This window comes from Cognatiyoonia sp. IB215446 (assembly GCF_033963825.1).
In the GTDB taxonomy this organism is placed as follows: domain Bacteria; phylum Pseudomonadota; class Alphaproteobacteria; order Rhodobacterales; family Rhodobacteraceae; genus Yoonia.
The window spans coordinates 401,056-420,056 of sequence record NZ_JAXBMD010000002.1 but is presented as its reverse complement, the minus strand read 5'-3'; the positions used below and the strand labels follow the sequence as shown (position 1 = coordinate 420,056).

Genomic DNA, 19,001 nt, shown 5'->3' with positions numbered 1-19,001 from the left:
ACGAGGTCAAGCCACAGTTCTGTTGTCGTTGCGGACGGAGGGAGGCGGTCGAAACCGCGCGAAGCATCAACATCCTGCTTATCGCGTCAGAACGACGTCTCCGCGGATGTCCTGCCCACCACTCGCCGCAGCGATCAGATACTCGGCGACCGCCCAGCGTGAAATCAGACCGTTTCGCCAAGTGGCAGGGTCGCGCAGCACCTGATAGCTGCGGCCATCACGGTTATCGGTCAGGATCACAGGCCGCACGATGGTCCAGTCGAGCGGGCTTTGCATGATCATCTCTTCCTGCACATCCTTATCTGCGTAAGGCCGCCCAAGGATGGCACGGTGGCCAATCTGCTCAATCGTGCTCATCGCGGACCGGCTGCGCCCGGCACCAAAGCCGGTGACGACGAGAAGCCTTTTGACACCAGCCCTCTCCATCTCCGGCAGCAGAACCTCAGTAGAGGCGGAAAAGAGCGTCACCGTTTTCCACAGTTTGCCGAGGGTTTTCTCAACGCCCAGAGCGTAGATCACCGCATCCATCCCGTCGAGCGCGCCTGCCACATCCGCCGCGACCAACGCATCGCCTGCCACGGCCTCCAGATTGTCGCGCGGCGCCATCTCGGCCGCGCGGCGAGAAAACGCACGCACGATCAGACCTTTGGCGAGGCCCACCTCAACCGTGCATTTCCCAATGCCCGAAGTCGCCCCCATGATCAGCACGCGCTTGGTCATCTGTCCTCTTTCTCAGGCTGGTTTACAGGCGGTTCCCATGAAGATCACCATCGTGCCCGGCAGCCTGCCGAAGAGGAAATCTCCGCGCCGGTTTATCCCTCGCGGTCCAAGTCCAACGGTTTTGCCGGAGGTCAGGCCCGCATTCTCCAGCTCTCGACGCAATTCGGCGGGTTTGACGAACATGGCCGGGTCATGCGTGCCTTTGGGCAGAATGCGCAGGATATCCTCGGCCATTGTGATCGTCACGAAGCGGGCAATCGGATTGCGGTTGATCGTGTCGAATAGGAAGATGCCACCGGGGCGTAAGACACGGGCGACCTCGGAGATGACCTGTGTCAGGTCGCTGACATGTTCCAACACATCCACGCAGACAACAGCATCAAATGCATCGTCCGGGTAAGGCAGTGACTCGCCCAAACCGACATCATAGGTGATCTCGCGGCTCGTCGCCTCTGCATGCGCCCGCGCCGCTGCGATAGCGTCAACGGCTGGGTCTATGCCTGCTACCTTCGCGCCGCGATCATGGATCGCCTCGGCCATGAAACCACCTGCGCAGCCAAGGTCCAACACATCCTTGCCCTGCCAGTCGATGAAACGATCAAACCAGGAGAGCCTGCCCGGCACCATGTTCTTCAGCGTGCGGATCCAACGGATATCGTCCGACCACCATTGATCGGCCACATCATCGTAAATCGCTAGATTGTTCCGTTCCGGGCGGGGCATCAGAGCTCTTTCGTCTTGTCCGAAAGACAAGCTAGCCCAGTGGGCACGGTTTCAAGCGTGACAGATGTCGCGCTTTATGCCAATAGCGCCACTGGCGCCGGCGCGGTACTCACCCCTGCGCTGGCCACGCTGAGCGGCCAGCGGATGAACAGGATCGCGGTGTCTGTGATTTGATGCGCGGCAAGCGTCGCGGCGATATCACCGATGCCGCATGATGCGGTCACCTGCCCGGGCCGCTGCGCATTGGCGACGATCTGCACCTCGAGCGGGATGCCTTGATGGCTCCGCTCCAGATGATTTGAGATATCCGCTGCAGCACCTACGCCCATGTAAAGTGCCACACAGCCGCCGGGTTTGAGATCGCGCACAGACTCAGGCACCAAATAGCCATTCTTGAGGTGTCCGGTGCTGAATGTCAGCGTGTTGATCTCATCCCGCTCAGTCAGGCTCTCGCCCATTGCTGCAGCGGCGGCGCAGGCGGCCGTTACGCCGGGCACGACTTCGACCGCGATCCCGGCCTCTTTCAGCGGGCGTATCTCTTCATTGCTGCGACCGAAGATGCCGGGATCGCCGCACTTCAGGCGCACGACCCGTTGACCGCGCTTCGCAGCGGCGATCAGGGTCTGCGTGATCTTCTCTTGCGGCCAGCTATGGCAGCCGGGGGCCTTGCCGACATAGATGCGCTCCGCATCACGGCGGGCGAGTTCCAGGATTTCCGGCTCCAACAACCGGTCATAATAGATCACATCCGCCTCTTGCAGGCGTTGCACGCCACGCAAGGTGATCAGGTCTTTCGCACCCGGACCCGCGCCCACTAGGCTGACGCTACCTTCCTGCTTTATGCCAAACTCACCGTTTTCGATGGCCGCCTTGATCATCTTAGCCGCGTCACGCTCGGCCCCGCTGGCAAAGACCCGGCGTGGGGCATCGTTGAACACCCAGCGCCAAAGATCGCGCCTCGCGCGGGGCGCGAGCCGGGCGGCTGCCGCGTTGCGGAGCCGACCCGCGAGGCTTGCTAAGTCGCCCAGACGCGGCTCCAAGACCTCCTCCAGCTTCGTCTTGATCTGCCGCGCAAGCACCGGTGCCGTGCCTTCTGTACCAATGGCAACAACCACCGGATCGCGGTCCACAATGGACGGCGTGATCGCGTCGCAAAGACCTGGTTGGTCGACCACATTCACCATCGCCCCGCCTGCCTTCGCCAGTGCGTGAAGCGCCATATCTGCGCCTGGACAACCGGTCGCCACAAAAACCAACGCGGTTTCAGCGAAATGCGTGGGCGTGATCGGACCTGTCACATGCGTGATGCGACCCTCCGCCACCAGACCGGCCAATTCATCGTCCAACTCTGGTGCAAGGATCGTCACCTCCGCCTCGGATTTCAGGATCAGCCGCGCTTTCTGGGCGGCCTGTTCGCCTCCGCCAGCGATCACAACACGGCGTCCGGCCATCTGAAGGAACATCGGAAAGGTTTTCATGCGGACAGGCTTTCTTGTTGGTGGCGGGTGGCCCAGAGATCATCGGCCATGTCTTGTGCAGCGGCGAAATCGGGCGCGGCTTTTAGGGTCCAGAGGGCCAACGCAGCCGTTCCGGTGATCGTCGCAACGGCAAAGGGATCATTAACTGTGCCCCGCCAGAGCCCGCGCAGATCAACTTTGTGGTCCACTTCGTGCAGACGACGCGTGGCGTCCACGATGGATGGCGCGTTTTCTTCGATATGCGCGCCGTCTCGCAGGCCAAACACCTGAATGGCCTTGCCCGGATGCCGTTCGAACTCGCCGCCGCCGCCCTTGATAATGCTGAGATCGCGCTGCCCCAGCATTTCAGCCGCTTGCGCCTGCAGGCTACGGTAGGAGGGGTGGAACACGCCTTGCACCGTCGCCGGCGCGCCTGACGGGTTCCACATGCGCAAAACCGTGTTGAAACAGGAGCGCAGGCCAAACGTGTCGCGCAACTTCAGGAGCGAAAACGCGGCGGGACTAAGCGCTTCGAGCGGCGTGTAACGCACATGCGGTCCGGCGAGCGTCAAGGCGTCGCGGACGGACGCGGTGACGGATTGGTGTGAATTCCAACCATGCATGGAAATCGTATAGCCCGCCTGCCCCACAAGCCGCGCAGCCAGCAGAAAGAGCGGCGCGCCACGGCTACGCCCGGCGGCATAGGACGGCCAATCAAGATCGGCGTGCACGAGCTTTCCTTTCACATACGCGCGCAAGGCGGCCGTAAAACCGGCGATCTCTTCTGCCGTCTCTCCCCGCAAACGCATGACCATTAAGAGCCCCCCCACCGCTTCTGGCGCGGCCTGCCCTTGCAGGATCAGCGTCATCGCCTGCTGCGCCTCATCCAGCGTCATGGACCGCGCGCGGCCTTTGCCGCGTGCGACGATCTGGACAAATGGTGCGAGGCTCATTCGGCGGCCATCGGAACCGATGCCTCTTCCAACAGGGCCGCGAGTTCGGGCTTGCAGGACCCGCAATTGGTGCCCGCGCATGTGACTTCCCCCAATGCGGCGACACTGCGCGCACCCTCGGCTGCAGCCACAAGCAATGTGTTACGACCCACATTGAAGCAGGCGCAGACCGTTGGACCGGGATCGGGCTTATCGGCAGGCGTGCGCCCGGCCAGCGCTTGAAGCGGAGCGGTTGTTGTCCCGATTGCAGCAATGGCCGCCGCGCGCGACAAGACAACAGGTGTCGGCGCGGCAAAGAACAAGGCGGCGATCTTTCCATCCACCTCGATCGCCACACGCACATCGCCCGTGGCCGGATCGCTCTGCAGGGCCGCTTCACCGCCGGCCAGGCCGCTGAGTTCGCGCGCGGTGGCGACCCAGTCATCCGACGTCTTGCGCCCGGCCAATTCGGCCTGCCAGCCGGTTTGCGTGCGGGCAATCGCGGCATAGGGTGTTTGCGGCGCGAGCGGGCTCGCAGCAGCCAGAAACCCATACCATTTGGGGCGATAGACACTGGCATTCACCGCCCCGGCCTTCAACGCAGGCTGCCCGGAAAACGGGTCAGTGACAGGCAGCGTCACGCTATTGATCACGCCTTGCGTCGTCCGCTGCCGCGTCCAATGCATCGGCGCAAAGAGTTGTCGGGGCGCCACGCGCGAAGTTACCAGCGCGCGCAAGATCGCGCTGCCATAGATGTTCTCAACTTCGATCAGATCACCGGGGGCAACCTTGAGTGACGCAGCATCAGCAGGGTGGATTTCGAGATACGGTTCGGCCAGATGCGGACCTAAACGCGGGGATTTGCCAGTACGCGTCATCGTGTGCCACTGGTCGCGGTTGCGCCCGGTATTGAGTGTAAAGCGCGGGCTGGCCAATGCCGGTGCCGTCACCGGGATCATCCGCGCCTTGCCGTCCGGGTGATAGAATTGGCCATCCGCAAAAAAGCGTTTGTCATTGCGCGGCCATTGGGTCGGGATCAGGTTCGCATAATCGGCGTCAGCAAAGATGCTGAGATCCAGATCACGCGGGAAATGTGAGACAGCGGCATCAAGCGCTACGTATTCAGCAAAGACATCAGCAGGTGTGTCATAGGCAAAAGCAGCACCAAATCCCATGCGCCCTGCCACGTCGCTGATAATCGCCCAGTCGGGGCGAGCGTTACCCGGTGCTGGCAAAAACGCCCGCTGGCGCGAAATCCGACGTTCGGAATTCGTGACCGTGCCGTCCTTTTCGCCCCAGCCGGTTGCGGGCAGGCAGACATGGGCAAGATCGCTCGTATCCGTGCGCTCCATGATATCAGAGGTCACGACGAACGGCACATTGCGAATGGCTGCGGCAACCCCGTCGGCATCAGGGAGTGACACGGCAGGGTTGGTCGACATGACCCACAATGCCTTGATGTCACCCGCAGCACACGCCTTGAAGAGATCAACCGCCTTCAACCCCGGCTGCGTGCAGATCGTCGGGCTTTCCCAGAAATCCTGCACGGCCTGCCGGTGATCGGCATTCCCGAGTTCCAGATGGTTGGCGAGCATGTTTGCGAGCCCCCCTACCTCGCGCCCGCCCATTGCATTCGGCTGACCTGTCACCGAAAACGGGCCCATACCGGGATTACCGATCCGGCCCGTGGCCAAATGGCAGTTCAGGATCGCGTTGACCTTGTCCGTCCCGCATTGCGACTGGTTCACGCCTTGCGAATAGATCGTGACGACCTTTTCCGTCCCGGCCCAAAGAGCGTTGAAATGCGCGACCTCCTGAGCCGACAGGCCTGAATCGGCAGGGTTCGACTGACGTGCAGCCGCAAGCGCATCAGCCAGTCCGTTAACGTGATGATGGGTGTACGTTGCATCAATGCGGTTGTGATCGGCGATGTATGTCAAAAGCCCGTTGAACAAAGCGACATCGCCATCAGGCGCGATCTGCAGATGCACATCAGCCAGATCGGTTGTGGCCGTCCGACGCGGGTCGATATTGACGATCCGCATGTCTGGCCGCGCCTCTTTCGCTGCCGCAATGCGCTGAAACAGGACGGGATGACACCAGGCGAGGTTCGATCCGACCAGCACGATCAGATCAGCTTCTTCCAGGTCTTCATACGTACCCGGCACGGTATCCGTCCCAAAAGCGCGTTTGTGCCCCGCCACGGATGAGGCCATGCAAAGCCGCGAATTCGTGTCGATATTCGCCGATCCGATGAAGCCTTTCATCAGCTTGTTGGCAACGTAGTAGTCTTCGGTCAGCAACTGGCCAGAGGCGTAGAACGCGACACTGTCGGGGCCGTATTCGGCGATGGCGGCGTTGAATTTTTCGGCGACCAGATCAAGCGCCATATCCCAACTGGCCCGCTGCCCACCCACTTTGGGATGCAAAAGCCGCCCGTCGAGATCGATGGTCTCACCCAAAGCCGACCCTTTAGAACAAAGCCGCCCGTAATTTGCGGGATGGTCCGGATCACCCTTGATCGTGCCGTCAGGCCCGGCCAGCACACCGCACCCGACGCCGCAATACGGACAGGTGGTGCGGGTCAGGGTCATGCAGCGGCCCTTGCGCGCAGAAACGACCGGTCGAGCAGGATGCGGCCCCCTTCGACCCGGGCGGGGTACGTCGCGACCCGCCCCTCATCCGCCCCTTGCGCCTCGCCCGTTTCCAGCGAAATCACCCAATTATGCAGGGGGCAGGTCACCGATTTGCCGTGCACGATGCCCTCGGCCAAGGGCCCGGCTTTGTGCGGGCAGGCATTGTTGAGGGCGAACACCTCATCCTCGGCTGTGCGGAAGACAGCCACGCACCCTTCAGAGGTTTTTACCACCCGCGCGCCGCGCTTCGGGATGTCATCAAGGGCCGCGATATCGATCCAGTTGTTCATTCCGCAGCCTCCAGAGAGAGATTTGCAAGCGGCTGATAACTCTCGGCTTTCTTCGCCGCGTGCTCGGCCCACGGGTCCTTGCGATAGATGGACTGGCTCAGCTCGAACCTTTCGACCAGTGCCTGCTGCATCTGCGGATCGTCGATCTGTTCCTTGATCCAGTCCAGACCAACCTTTGCCATCCACTTATAGATACGGTCGAGATACTTGGCATTTTCGCGATAAAGCTGCGTGACCGCCTTGATCACATCAATCGCCTCTTCCTCCGTCGCGACCTGCACCAAGAGTTCGGTTTCCTTCACATCCATGCCCGCGGCGCCGCCTATGCTCACCTGATAGCCGCTGTCGACGCAGACGACGCCGATATCCTTGCAGGTCGCCTCGGCACAATTGCGTGGGCATCCCGACACCGCCATCTTGAGCTTGTGCGGTGTCCACGACCCCCACATCTCTTTCTCGATCTTGATCCCCAGCCCGGTGCTGTCCTGCGTCCCAAACCGGCAATGATCGGTGCCCACACAGGTCTTCACCGTCCGCAGCCCCTTGGAATAGGCATGGCCTGAAACCATGCCCGCTTTGTTCAGATCGGCCCAGATGTTCGGCAGATCCTCACTGCGCACACCAAGAAGGTCGATCCGCTGACCGCCGGTGACCTTGACGGTCGGCACCATGTATTTGTCAGCGGCGTCAGCGATCGCCCGCAGCTCATCCGGCGTTGTGATCCCGCCCCACATGCGGGGGACCACGCTGAACGTACCGTCTTTTTGGATATTGGCGTGCTTGCGCTCGTTGATGAACCGGCTTTGCGGATCGTCCTGGTATTCCAGTGGCCAATCGGCGAGCAGGTAGAAGTTGAGCGCCGGGCGGCAGACATGGCAGCCGCAGGAGGTCTTCCAGCCGCATTCCTGCATCACCGCCTGCATCGAGGTGAGCTTGCGGGATTTGATCATGCGCCGCACATCCTCATGTGTCATGTCGGTGCAGCCGCACATCGGTTGCGCGGTGGGCATGACGAAATCATCGCCCAGGCTGACCGCCAGCACTTGTTCGACGAGCCCGGTGCATGTCCCGCAAGACCCCGATGCCTTCGTCACCGCCCGCACAGCGCCCAGATCAGAGGCGCCCGCAGCGATTGCGTCTTCGATTTGCCCTTTGCAGATTCCGTTGCAGCCGCAGATCTCCGCGTCACGCGGTAAGGCTGCAACAGCTGCTAAAGGGTCCAGGGGGGTCCCCCCTTGATAGGCAGGTCCAAAGATGAGCGTGTCGCGCATCTCGGAGATATCGGTCTTGTCCTTGATCAGCCCGAAGAACCAGTTGCTGTCGGCGGTGTCGCCATACATGACGGCCCCGATAACCACGTTGCTCTCGATGATCAGGCGGCGGTAGACGCCACGCGCCGGGTCGCGGAAGACGATGTCTTCGCGCCCTTCCCCATCGGCGAAATCACCGGCGCTAAAGAGGTCGCACCCGGTGACCTTCAGCTTGGTTGAGAGTTCCTTTTGAACGAATGTGTCTTCCTCTCCCATAAGGGTTTTCGCAACCACTTTCGCCTGATCGTAAAGGGGTGCCACAAGGCCGAAGATCGCCCCGTCATGTTCGACGCATTCGCCAACCGCGAGAATGTCGGGGTCGGAGGTCACCATCTGGTCATCCACGTGGATGCCCTTGCCCACGGCGAGCCCCGCCTCTTGTGCGAGCTTCACATTGGGCCGGATACCCACCGCCATGACCAAGAGATCGCAGGGCAGTTCGGTTCCATCATCGAGCAACAGCGCTTTGACATGGCCCTCATCGCCCAGGATTTCCTTGGAATTGGCCGAACACTTGACGGTGATCCCCTTGTCCACCAGCGCCTTGCGCAAAAGGTACCCGGCAGCCTCGTCCAACTGCCGCTCCATTAGATGGCCCATGATATGCACGACGGTGACATCGACACCACGTGCCGCCATCCCCGCAGCCGCCTCTAGCCCCAAGAGGCCGCCGCCGATCACCACAACCTTTTTGTCGGGACCCAGCGCCATCATACGCTCGGTATCTTCCAGATCGCGATAGGCGATCACACCTTCCAGATCATGCCCCGGCAATGGGATCATGAATGGGTTTGAGCCGGTGCCGAACAGCAGCTTATCGTAATGCAGCACGTCGCCATTCTCAGCCATAACTGTCTTCGCCGCCCGGTCAATCCGCGCCACGCGCTCCCCAAACCGGCACGTCACACCATTGGCGTCGTACCATTCCGCATCATGCGTGACGATCTCGTCATACGTCTTTTCGCCAGACAGAACCGGCGACAGCATGATCCGGTTGTAGTTCCCACGCGGCTCCGCGTTGAAAAGCGTGACGTCGTAGTCACCGCCCGCCTCAAACAGATGCTCCAGCGCGCGACCGCTGGCCATGCCAGCGCCGATTACGATCAGTTTCTCAGTCATGGCAACCCCCAACGCGCGGGGATGCCGCTTGGTCTATGCGGCGGAATTGACCATCGTATCCACCATCATGTCGGTGATTTCGCCGTAGGCAGCCACCCATGCCTCTGTCTCGACGGGCGTCAGACCATTTGGCGTTGTTTGCTTGAGCGCGTAAATCAGGGCGTGCCCGACCGGTGCAAAATGCTCTGGCCGCGCCCCGTATTCCACGTGACGTTTCGCAAGACCCGCGATTGTGTCGTTCAGCGCGTGCAGCTGGTGCAGGTTCAACACCACCGCCGACAATGTGTCGACCAGTTTGACCCGCTGGGAATGCATCTCTGACGGGAAATAGGGCCGGACGCTGGGCGCGATCCGAAACAGCTCTGCATAAAAGGTCAGCGATAGCGACAACGCAACTGGTGCAACCCGCTGAAAACTGTCCTTCACCGTTTCGATCTGATTGGGTGTCATGCCACTGCTCCTGCGCTGTCGGGCGCAGAGTGGGGCAAGAGTGTTGAGAATTTCTTTCCATTTTCTTACTCCGCCGCAATTGCTTTGGGCTTTGCAGCCTGATCACCATTGGATGCTGCGGATTTCGGTTTCGCGCCATGCTCGTATTCCTCAAGGAAATCAAGCACCTCTTGGCGGTAATTGTAGTAATCGGGGTGTTCGAGCAGCGCCTTGCGGCTGCGCGGCCGCGGCAAATTGACGTCCGTGATTTTACCGATGGTCGCCTGTGGTCCGTTCGTCATCATCACCACGCGGTCGGCCAGCAGGATCGCCTCATCCACGTCATGGGTCACACAGATGGCTGTGACCTTGGTACGTGACCACACCTCCATTAGCACTTCCTGCAATTCCCACCGCGTGAGGCTGTCGAGCATGCCGAAGGGTTCGTCCAAGAGCAGCAGTTTCGGCGACAACGCGAAGGCACGCGCGATCCCGACACGCTGCTTCATCCCGTTTGAGAGGTCAGCCGCGCCCTTGTCCATCGCATCCGCCAGCCCGACGCGTTCAAGATAGTATTCGACAACATCCTGCCGCTCAGCCTGGCTGGCCTTGGGATAGACCTTGTCCACACCAATCGCCACATTCTCTTTAGCTGTTAGCCATGGGAACAGGTTGGGCGACTGGAACACCACCGCGCGTTCCGGGTCAGCGCCTTCCACATGGCGGCCATCCAGCTTGATCGCGCCTTTGCTGATCTCATTCAGACCCGCCGCCATCGTCAGCACCGTAGACTTGCCGCAGCCCGAATGACCAATGAGGCTGATGAACTCGCCTTTGTTAATCTTCAGATCAAAGTCCTCCACCACCGTCAGCGGCCCCTTGGGCGTCGGATAGACCTTGTGAAGTTGCGAGAAGTCGAGGAAGCGTTCCTCGATCATGCCTTTCTGCGCCTCGGCCACGGCGGTGGGCACACCATGGATCGGCGTAACATCGGGCAATTGCCGTGTCCCCTCGACCTTGGCCGCGATACCCACATCCATCAGGTAGTTGGTCACATCCGCGCGCAGCCGCTTGAACGTCTCGTTGTGGTTCATCGCCATCCTGTCACGTGGGCGGGCGATATCGACCTTGAATTCCTGCCCCAACGTGCCGTCAGGGTTCAGCGCGATGATCCGGTCGGCCAGAATGATCGCCTCGTCCACATCATTGGTGATCAGCACACAGGTCTTTTTGTCGGCCTCCCAAATATGCTCAATCTCATCGGCCAGATTGGCGCGGGTGAGCGCGTCAAGCGCCGAAAGTGGCTCATCCAGCAGCAGCATTTCCGGGTTCATCGCCAAGGCACGGGCGACGTTGACACGCTGACGCATCCCGCCCGAAAGCTCCGCCGGGCGGCGCGTTGTGGCGTGGCTCAGCCCCACCATTTTGACGTAATGCGCCACCTTCGCGGCGCGCTCGGCCTTGCTGAGATCGGGGTAGATCGTATCGACGGCGAGCCCGACATTTCCGTTCACTGTCAGCCAAGGCATTAGCGAATAGCTTTGAAAGATCACGCCCCGTTCGCGGCCCGGTTCCTTGACCGGCGCGCCCTTGAACGTGACCTTCCCCTTCGTCGGCATCTCCAGCCCCGCCATCAGATTGATGAGGGTTGTCTTGCCAGTGCCCGAGAAGCCGAGGAGGACGAGGAACTCGCCCTCCTCTACGCTCAGATTGATGTCGTTCAGGACATGGGCCGCACTTGTGCCCTCGCCATAACTTTTTGAGACGTTTTTGAGTTCAAGAAAGCTCATCACGATCACCGATTGTTCGAGAATGTGAACATGGATTGCAGGGCATACATCACACGGTCCAGGAGGAAGCCGATGATCCCGATGGTGAAGACGGCAACCATGATCCGGGCGAGGGATTGTGAGGACCCGTTCTGGAACTCATCCCAGACGAATTTGCCGAGGCCGGGGTTTTGCGCGAGCATTTCAGCGGCGATCAGCACCATCCAGCCGACACCGAGCGACAGGCGTAACCCTGTGAAAATCAAAGGCAATGCGGACGGCAGCACCAGTTTCGTGATCTTGGTCCAGGTATTCATTTTCAGCACGCGGCTGACGCTCACAAGGTCCTTGTCGATGCTGCTCACGCCCAAGGCGGTGTTAATCAGCGTTGGCCAGAGTGAGCAGAGCGTCACGGTGATGGCCGAGATCAGGAAGGATTTGGAGAACATGCCGTCATTGCTGGTGTAAACAGCCGAGACGATCATCGTCACAATCGGCAACCATGCCAGTGGTGAGACCGGTTTGAAGATCTGGATCAACGGGTTCAACGCCGCATTTGCAGTGACCGAGAGGCCAGCAGCGATGCCGAGAGGGATGGCCACGACTGAAGCAATTAGAAACCCGAAGAACACCGTTTTGATCGAGGTCCAGATCTGGTCGTAATAGGTTGGTTTGCCGGTGTAAGTCCGTTCGCGCACGCGGTCGGTATCGCCATTCGCGATATGCTCGGCATTGCGCGCGTCCTGGCGTTCATAGAACGCAATTTCCTTTTCTTTCTCGCGCTGCGCGTCGGCATGCAGGTTACCCACCTGTTCCCACACCTGAGCGGGGCCAGGCACGGCGCCAAGTGACGTCTGCACCTGCGGGGCCAGCGTGCCCCAGGCCAGAAGGAACGCGATGATCGCGAAAACAGGTACGCCCAGAAGCTGCCAGAGTTCTTTGACCTGCGCGCGCGGATTGTCGCCCGCAATCGCCTTCAGGATCGGCGTGACCCAGGACAGGCCAAGGACCCGGAACCAAGTGTCGGCCTTGTTGATACGGGTGAAACGCCGGGCGCGGCGGGCCTCGGCATCAAGTGTGTCAGGGTCAATTGCGGTCATGATCAGGTTCCTTGAAAAAGACGGGACGGCGGGCGGGGCGATGCGCGCAAGCGCGAGCGACGCCCTGCCGGTCAGGATCAGCCTTGGATTTCGCTACCAACGACGGTCTGACCGCTCTTCAGACCAATCGGCAGGCTATCGATATAGGCGTTGGGCTGACGGCCATCGTAAGGAATGGCGTCAATGATATCGGCGGCAGGGGTCGGTTCCTTGAACCCGTCGCTGTCCCATGGGAAGTCAGCTTCGTTCGCCATGCCCTCATCGACCAGCATGCGTGCCGCTTCGAGATAGATATCGGGGCGGTATACCTCGGCAGCGGTTTCAAAATACCACTCATCGGGCTTGGTTTCCGCGATCTGGCCCCAGCGGCGCATCTGGGTGAGGTACCAGATAGCGTCGGAATAGAACGGATAGGTCGCGTTGTAGCGGAAGAAGACGTTAAAGTCCGGCGCAGGGCGTACATCGCCTTTTTCGAACTCGAAGAAGCCAGTCATGGAGTTGGCGATTACGTCATAATCCGCACCCACATATTCAGAGCGGGACAGGATCTCGACAGCCTCGGGCCGATTGGCGTTGTCGTTTTCATCCAGCCAGATCGCCGCGCGGATCAATGCTTTGGTCAGGGCCAGCGTGGTGTTGGGGTTCTCTTCGGCAAATTCTGCAGTGATACCGAAGACCTTTTCAGGATTGTTCTTCCACATATCGTAATCGGTGATCACCGGCACGCCGATGCCCTTGAACACAGCTTGCTGGTTCCACGGTTCACCCACGGCGTAGCCATAGATTGTGCCTGCTTCCATTGTGGCGGGCATCTGAGGGGGTGGCGTCACCGACAACAGCACATCAGCGCCAATCTGGCCCGAGATATCCTGCGGCGAATAATAGCCTGGCTCCAAACCACCGGCGGCGAGCCAATAGCGGATTTCGTAGTTGTGGGTCGATACGGGGAAGACCATACCCATGTTGAAGGGAATGCCCTGATCCTTGTAATCCTCAACGACCGGGGCCAATGCACTGGCGCTGATCGGGTGCTGCGGGCGACCATCGTCCATCAATGGCACGTTGGGCTTCATCTCTTCCCAGATTTCGTTGGAAACGGTGATACCGTTGCCGTTGAGGTCCATCGAGAATGGCGTGATGATATGCGCCTCGGTCCCGTAACCGATGGTCGCGGCGAGCGGCTGACCGGCGAGCATATGTGCACCATCCAACTGGCCGCTGATCACGCCATCAAGCAAAACTTTCCAGTTCGCCTGCGCCTCAAGCGTCACGAACAGGCCTTCATCCTCGAAATAGCCAAGCTCATAAGCAACAGCCAAAGGCGCCATGTCGGTCAGCTTAATAAAGCCAAGGGTCAGTTCGTCCTTCTCAAGATCGAGAAGTTCCGCCGAGGCGGCTGTGGCAAGCAGGCTGGTCGTTGCCAGCATCAGGGAAAGTTTTGTCTTCATCTGTTGGTTCCTTTCTCGGACCCGGCACCCGGGCAAAACAAAAAAGCCGCACGCATGTGTCACGGGGGAGGAGGTCCGTGATCCATACGAGCGGCTTTGCTCTTAAAGTCGTATCGCCTTCATCGGCGGATACTGAAAACCGGGCTACATTGCCCTTCACGAACATCATTGCGAGCGTGTTCAGATCAGACAATGGTTATTCTGCGCTGCCGCATTTTTTCATGCGGCGATGCAGAGAACGCCCAAAAATTCATCGCTCTTTCCCGGCATAATCAAAGGTTCTGCCATCGAAAAAGGCATCAGGGGCAAGAATCATGTGCCCGCGAGAGGAGGCGACGGCGGTTTCGAACTGCAGGGACCCCTCTACTTTTTCAGATGCGCCGGGCATATCCGCCCCAACCGCCGCCAGATTCGCGCGATAAAGATCGGTCCGAAAGCAGGCCTTGGCGGTTTCGAGGTCTTCGCCCTCAGCCCCCAGTTGATGCGCGATCCAGGCCGCCTGGCTGCGCCAGGGGAAGCTGGCAGCATATCTGTGGAATTGCAGGAACCGCTCCACTTCAACCGGATGACCGCCTATTTGCGGCAAGAGATGTCCGCTCACGGCTGGATCAATCAGATCGGCAGGCAGGCTCAGATGCTCACTGCGGCTTAAGATCTCAACGGCAAGCGGCTTGTTGCGTTTCACATCCAACCATTTGGCGGCATGGAAGACGGCGCGCATCAAGCGGCGCACGGTATCATCGTTCTCAACCACCCAATCGTGACGGGCAGCCAGCACCTTTTCGGGCGCGAACTGCCACACATCGCGGCCCGTCATCATCAATTGCGCCACATCGCGCCCCACCGCGACGCTGCCCCAAGGCTCACCCACCCAGAAGGCGTCCACATGGCCGTCAGCCACTGCATCGGCCATGCGGGGCGGTGGTACAGTCACTTCTTCAATCTGCAGATCGGGCGCAGCGGAGGTCCAGTAGGACAACAGCAGCCGGTGCATGGAATAGTGGAACGGCACGCCAATGCGCAAAGGCGCCCCGTCGCGCGCGGCGATCTTGTGCAGCACCGCATTGGCGTCGCCAAAGGGAACGGGGCCAAGCGCCTCCGCCACCGCGTTTGACACCCCGAAGACAGTGCCGTTGACTGACAGGACCATCAGCGTATCGATCTTCGCGGCCAACCCGCCCAGGCCAATCGACATCGCGACGGACATGGGCGACAGCATTTGCGCGGCATCCAGATGGCCGAGTGCCAGCATATCGCGCAAGGCCGACCAGGAGGGTTGGCGCACAAGGTTCAGGTCAAGCCCCTCTTCCGCCGCGAAGCCCAGTTCCTTGGCCAGCACCAATGGCGCGCAATCCACCAACGGGACATAGCCGCAATTCAAGACTGTTCCGCTCATGACAAAAGATCCGCCGCCGTCACAAGCGCCTGCGCCACTTCGATCACCTTGCGGCCCTGATCCATCGCGGCCTTGCGCAAGAGCGTATAGGCCTCATCTTCGGTCAGGCCACGCTGGCGCATTAGGATGCCCTTGGCGCGGTCGATGGTCTTGCGGTCTTCCAATGCCTGTTTGGCAGCGTCAAGCTCCGACTGCATCTGGCGCATGATCTTGAATCGCGCGATGGCCGTTTCCAGCACCGGTTTGATCCGGTTCATCTGCAGCCCATCGACCACATAGGCGCTGACACCCGCGTTCAGCGCGGCCTGCGTCAGGTTCTCATCGGTCTGATCGACGAAGAGCGCAACCGCCCGCTTTTCGGTCTCGGTTACATAAGAGATGTGTTCCAGCATGTCCCGATCCGGGTTCGCCAAATCGATCAGAACAATATCGGGGGCAAAGTCTTTGACGGTCCGATCAAGGGCCGAGACATTGCCCAACGCCTTCACGTCGCGCCAGCCGGCTTCGCCGAGCGCGTCCACAATCTCACGCACGCGGTTCTGGTCAGGTTCGACAACAAGGATACGAAGGTTCGCGCTCATGCCCCGTATCTGTCAGGTCATCCGACTGGCTGCATTGGTGACGCTGCTGATCATCCGCGCCCGCCGCAAACTCGCTGAAAAAATGTGCAGACGCCCCACGAAAGCCTAGCAGGCATGCGCATTCGAAACCGCCAAGCCCTTGGACGCGCTTACAACAGAGCGCGGCAAAGAAAGATTCAGCATCTCTCTTGACATGATACCTTTCGGTTTCATAAATAAATGATACCAAAAGGTATCACAATTGGAGGTCATTATGAAACGTTCAATCTCGGCGTCCATCGCCGCCATTCTCCTCGCCGCGACCAATGCTGGCGCTGATCCGATCCAACTGCTGGGCGCGGATGACTTTGCATGGGAAGCCACACCTGAAGGCGTCGCGTTCGCCGCCTTGCAAGGTGACCGGTTCACAGAACCTTATCAGGCGCTGGTCAAGCTGCCCAGCCCGCCACATGTCAAAACCGCCAACATGCATGGCGTGATGCTGGAGGGAGAAATGATCCACTACCTCGACAACGCCGATCCCGAAGCAGCGCGGAAAATCGGGCCAGGCTCTTACTACAGCATTGCGGCAGGTACGCCGCATGTGTCGGCCTGTGTGTCGGATACACCATGCATCGCCTACCTTTATCAGGACGGTGCCTTTGATTTTCTGCCGGTCCAGCAATGACAGAGCCAGAGCAACTAGGGTTTCGCGCGCTGGCCGACCCGACCCGACGTAGCATTCTGCGCCTGCTTGCCAGCCAGGACATGACAATTGCCGAAGTGGCCGAAAACTTCGACATGACCAGGGCCGCCGTCAAGAAACACCTGACTATTCTGGACCAGGGCAATCTGATCTCGGTCGAGACTGACGGCAGGTCGCGCGTCAACAGGCTCAATCCAATTGGCCTGAAAGGCGTTTTCGACTGGTTCACCTACTTCGATGCATTCTGGGATAGCCGCCTCGATACCCTCAAATCCGAAATTGAGAAAGACAGACAATGACCGACAACGTGCTCGAAAAATCTATCTACCTCAAAGCCACGCCCGCGCAGGTCTGGGCCTATCTGACAGAGCCGGAGAAACTGGCGATCTGGTTTCACAAACCCAATAACGTTCTGGTCGATGGACCTTATGAAATGTTCGGCGTTGAAAGCGGTGACAGGCTGATGTGGGGTGAGGTTCTGGTCGCAGAGCCATTCCGCCGTCTGGAATACACATTCACGATCAAACCAATGGGTGACCGGACCAGCATGGTGAAATGGGCATTGGAAGAGGTCGCCGGAGGTACCCGGTTATCACTCCGCCATGAGGGCCTTCCACAAGGGGAAGAGGCATTCGGGCTCATGCTCGCGCTTGACGAGGGTTGGGATGATCATCTGGCCCGGATGCGAAAATCGGTTCACGCCGCATAGACCGGTCCGCAAAACCACCACACGACCACGCCTCAACTTCAAAAAAAAACGCGCCGCAGCATTTGCGGCGCGTTTTCTGGTAAGCCCTTGCGGCTTACTTCATCGTAATACGACCGTCCGTGTAAGGGCTGTAAGGTGCATTCGCTGCAATGAATTCAGCAGTCACATCCGCCAGATCCGGGCCGTAATCGTAGGCATTCATCGCATCTTCGAACATCGAATAACCGTCGCCGCCGTTGCGCACGTAGTTGTTCGACACGACACCGTAGACGGCAGCCAGATCAATCGGCGCGCCGCCCACCATCACGTCAGATACACGCGATCCGGGCGCGGCAGCCGCATCAACCGTAAAGGTCATGCCTGCTACCTGCGGGAAGCGGCCCGCGCCCTCTTCAATCTGACCGACACCGTTTTCAAGTGCTGCGACAATTGCGTCGCCCTTCACTTCAAACGTTGAGAGCGTGTTCTGGAAAGGCAGCACCGTCAGCACTTCGCCCATCGTGATCTCACCTGCGTCGATGGAGGCACGCAAGCCGCCACCGTTCTGGATCGCGATCTGGATGCCTTGATCCTTCACACGGTCCAGCATCGCATCGGCCACGAGGTTACCCATCGGGCATTCCATCGCGCGGCAGACGGAACGATCACCCTCAATCGGGGCGGCTGCTTCAGCAACCACACGCGTCTTCATCTCTTCGATGGGTCCGGCGAGTTCAGCAACACGGGCCACGGCGGCTGCATCTTCGGCGACGCTGGCATCAAGCAGGATCGTGTCGCCGGTCGCCGATGTCACATTGCCATCCGCGTCGAACTCCAAAGTCAGATGCCCGACATATTTGGAATAGGCATAGGCCTGCACGACAGGCACATCACCCACCATCATCGGGTAGTCGAGACCGTCTTCGTCCGTATTGGAGAAGAGCGTATGGGAATGCCCACCGACAACGGCGTCAAGGCCAGCAACTTCGGTCGCAATCATTCGATCCTTGTCCACCCCCACGTGGTTTAGGGCGATGATCTTGGTGACACCTTCCGCCTCAAGCATGGCCACATCGGCAGCGAGGCTTTCCACCTCATCTTTGAAGATGACGGCATCAGACGGGCTGGAGGTCTCGACGGTGTCCGCAGCCAGGGCTGAGACGATACCGATACGCTCACCGCCCACTTCGAGCACAACGTGGTTTTCGATCTGTCCCGCCAGCACATTCGACTGCGATACGTCAATATTGCCCGAAATGATCGGGAATGAGACGTTGTCGGCCAGCTTGCGCAGCCCTTCGTCACCATCATCAAATTCATGATTGCCCACGGCCATCGCGTCAAAACCGATCAGTTCAGCAAATTCCGCTTCCACATCACCCTTATAGGTCGTGTACATCAGGCTGCCCTGATACTGGTCGCCCGCATCGAGCACGATCACATTCTCGCCCGCCAGCTCTTCGCGCAATTCGTTGATCTTGGTGATCACACGCGCGACGCCGCCAAAACACTCGCCCGCGGCGTTGTCTTCCGCATTGCAGGTCGAATCGAAGCGATTGATCGGCTCGATCCGGCTGTGAAGATCGTTGATGTGAATGATGTGCAATGTGTAGTCGGCCTGCGCCATGCCCGCAGTCATGGCCAGCGCGCAGGCGGTTGTCAGGATTCTTGTTTTCATGGAATGGGGTCCCCCAGGTTGGAATGTACGAAGATTGGCG

General features: G+C 59.7%; 17 protein-coding genes. 3 read left to right on the top strand and 14 right to left on the bottom strand.

What is annotated here, in order from left to right; all coding sequences use genetic code 11:
* Positions 1-78 precede the first annotated feature (78 nt).
* From SLH49_RS09555 to SLH49_RS09495, 13 genes are all read right to left on the bottom strand, one after another.
* Positions 79-720 (bottom strand): NAD(P)-binding oxidoreductase, encoded by a 642-nt coding sequence (locus SLH49_RS09555; RefSeq protein WP_320268937.1) that lies wholly within the window; start codon positions 718-720, stop codon positions 79-81.
* A 12-nt stretch (positions 721-732) separates the two neighbouring features.
* Complete coding sequence (gene ubiG, locus SLH49_RS09550) at positions 733-1,443, bottom strand: bifunctional 2-polyprenyl-6-hydroxyphenol methylase/3-demethylubiquinol 3-O-methyltransferase UbiG (protein WP_320268936.1); 711 nt, start codon at positions 1,441-1,443, stop codon at positions 733-735.
* A gap of 74 nt (positions 1,444-1,517) precedes the next feature.
* Positions 1,518-2,921, bottom strand: a complete 1,404-nt coding sequence (gene cysG / locus SLH49_RS09545) for a siroheme synthase CysG (RefSeq protein ID WP_320268935.1) — start codon at positions 2,919-2,921, stop codon at positions 1,518-1,520.
* The gene (locus SLH49_RS09540; RefSeq protein WP_320268934.1) at positions 2,918-3,853 is read right to left on the bottom strand and encodes a glycosyl transferase family protein; all 936 of its coding nucleotides are present in this window, start codon (positions 3,851-3,853) and stop codon (positions 2,918-2,920) included. The genes cysG and SLH49_RS09540 overlap by 4 nt, the downstream gene beginning before the upstream one ends.
* Positions 3,850-6,426, bottom strand: a complete 2,577-nt coding sequence (locus SLH49_RS09535; RefSeq protein ID WP_320268933.1) for a nitrate reductase — start codon at positions 6,424-6,426, stop codon at positions 3,850-3,852. Before SLH49_RS09535 ends, SLH49_RS09540 begins: the two co-directional genes overlap by 4 nt.
* The gene (gene nirD, locus SLH49_RS09530) at positions 6,423-6,758 is read right to left on the bottom strand and encodes a nitrite reductase small subunit NirD (RefSeq protein ID WP_320268932.1); all 336 of its coding nucleotides are present in this window, start codon (positions 6,756-6,758) and stop codon (positions 6,423-6,425) included. The genes SLH49_RS09535 and nirD overlap by 4 nt, the downstream gene beginning before the upstream one ends.
* Complete coding sequence (nirB, locus tag SLH49_RS09525) at positions 6,755-9,187, bottom strand: nitrite reductase large subunit NirB (protein WP_320268931.1); 2,433 nt, start codon at positions 9,185-9,187, stop codon at positions 6,755-6,757. The genes nirD and nirB overlap by 4 nt, the downstream gene beginning before the upstream one ends.
* Positions 9,188-9,220: 33 nt before the next feature.
* Positions 9,221-9,637 carry a globin domain-containing protein gene (locus SLH49_RS09520; RefSeq protein WP_320268930.1) on the bottom strand — a complete coding sequence of 139 codons (417 nt, stop codon included), beginning with the start codon at positions 9,635-9,637 and terminating at the stop codon, positions 9,221-9,223.
* A 65-nt stretch (positions 9,638-9,702) separates the two neighbouring features.
* A complete protein-coding gene (locus tag SLH49_RS09515) occupies positions 9,703-11,406 on the bottom strand; it encodes an ABC transporter ATP-binding protein (RefSeq protein WP_320268929.1) in 1,704 nt (567 codons plus the stop codon).
* A 5-nt stretch (positions 11,407-11,411) separates the two neighbouring features.
* Positions 11,412-12,485 (bottom strand): ABC transporter permease, encoded by a 1,074-nt coding sequence (locus tag SLH49_RS09510; RefSeq protein WP_320268928.1) that lies wholly within the window; start codon positions 12,483-12,485, stop codon positions 11,412-11,414.
* Between the two features lie 77 nt (positions 12,486-12,562).
* Positions 12,563-13,933 carry a CmpA/NrtA family ABC transporter substrate-binding protein gene (locus SLH49_RS09505; protein ID WP_320268927.1) on the bottom strand — a complete coding sequence of 457 codons (1,371 nt, stop codon included), beginning with the start codon at positions 13,931-13,933 and terminating at the stop codon, positions 12,563-12,565.
* Positions 13,934-14,183: 250 nt separating this feature from the next.
* Entirely contained in the window at positions 14,184-15,329 is a 1,146-nt protein-coding gene (locus SLH49_RS09500; RefSeq protein WP_320268926.1) for a CmpA/NrtA family ABC transporter substrate-binding protein, read from the bottom strand.
* Positions 15,326-15,910 (bottom strand): ANTAR domain-containing response regulator, encoded by a 585-nt coding sequence (locus SLH49_RS09495; RefSeq protein WP_320237700.1) that lies wholly within the window; start codon positions 15,908-15,910, stop codon positions 15,326-15,328. Before SLH49_RS09495 ends, SLH49_RS09500 begins: the two co-directional genes overlap by 4 nt.
* Before the next feature lie 253 nt (positions 15,911-16,163).
* Here SLH49_RS09495 and SLH49_RS09490 point away from each other — a divergent pair, with 253 nt between their 5' ends.
* From SLH49_RS09490 to SLH49_RS09480, 3 genes are read left to right on the top strand one after another with little or no spacing between them, the layout of a single operon-like run.
* A complete protein-coding gene (locus tag SLH49_RS09490) occupies positions 16,164-16,577 on the top strand; it encodes a hypothetical protein (RefSeq protein ID WP_320268925.1) in 414 nt (137 codons plus the stop codon).
* Positions 16,574-16,894, top strand: coding sequence for a metalloregulator ArsR/SmtB family transcription factor (locus tag SLH49_RS09485; RefSeq protein ID WP_320268924.1), 321 nt, complete (start codon positions 16,574-16,576; stop codon positions 16,892-16,894). The genes SLH49_RS09490 and SLH49_RS09485 overlap by 4 nt, the downstream gene beginning before the upstream one ends.
* Positions 16,891-17,304 carry an SRPBCC domain-containing protein gene (locus SLH49_RS09480; RefSeq protein WP_320268923.1) on the top strand — a complete coding sequence of 138 codons (414 nt, stop codon included), beginning with the start codon at positions 16,891-16,893 and terminating at the stop codon, positions 17,302-17,304. The genes SLH49_RS09485 and SLH49_RS09480 overlap by 4 nt, the downstream gene beginning before the upstream one ends.
* Before the next feature lie 94 nt (positions 17,305-17,398).
* Here SLH49_RS09480 and SLH49_RS09475 read toward each other — a convergent pair whose 3' ends face one another.
* A complete protein-coding gene (locus tag SLH49_RS09475; protein WP_320268922.1) occupies positions 17,399-18,961 on the bottom strand; it encodes a bifunctional metallophosphatase/5'-nucleotidase in 1,563 nt (520 codons plus the stop codon).
* Between the last annotated feature and the right edge of the window lie 40 nt (positions 18,962-19,001).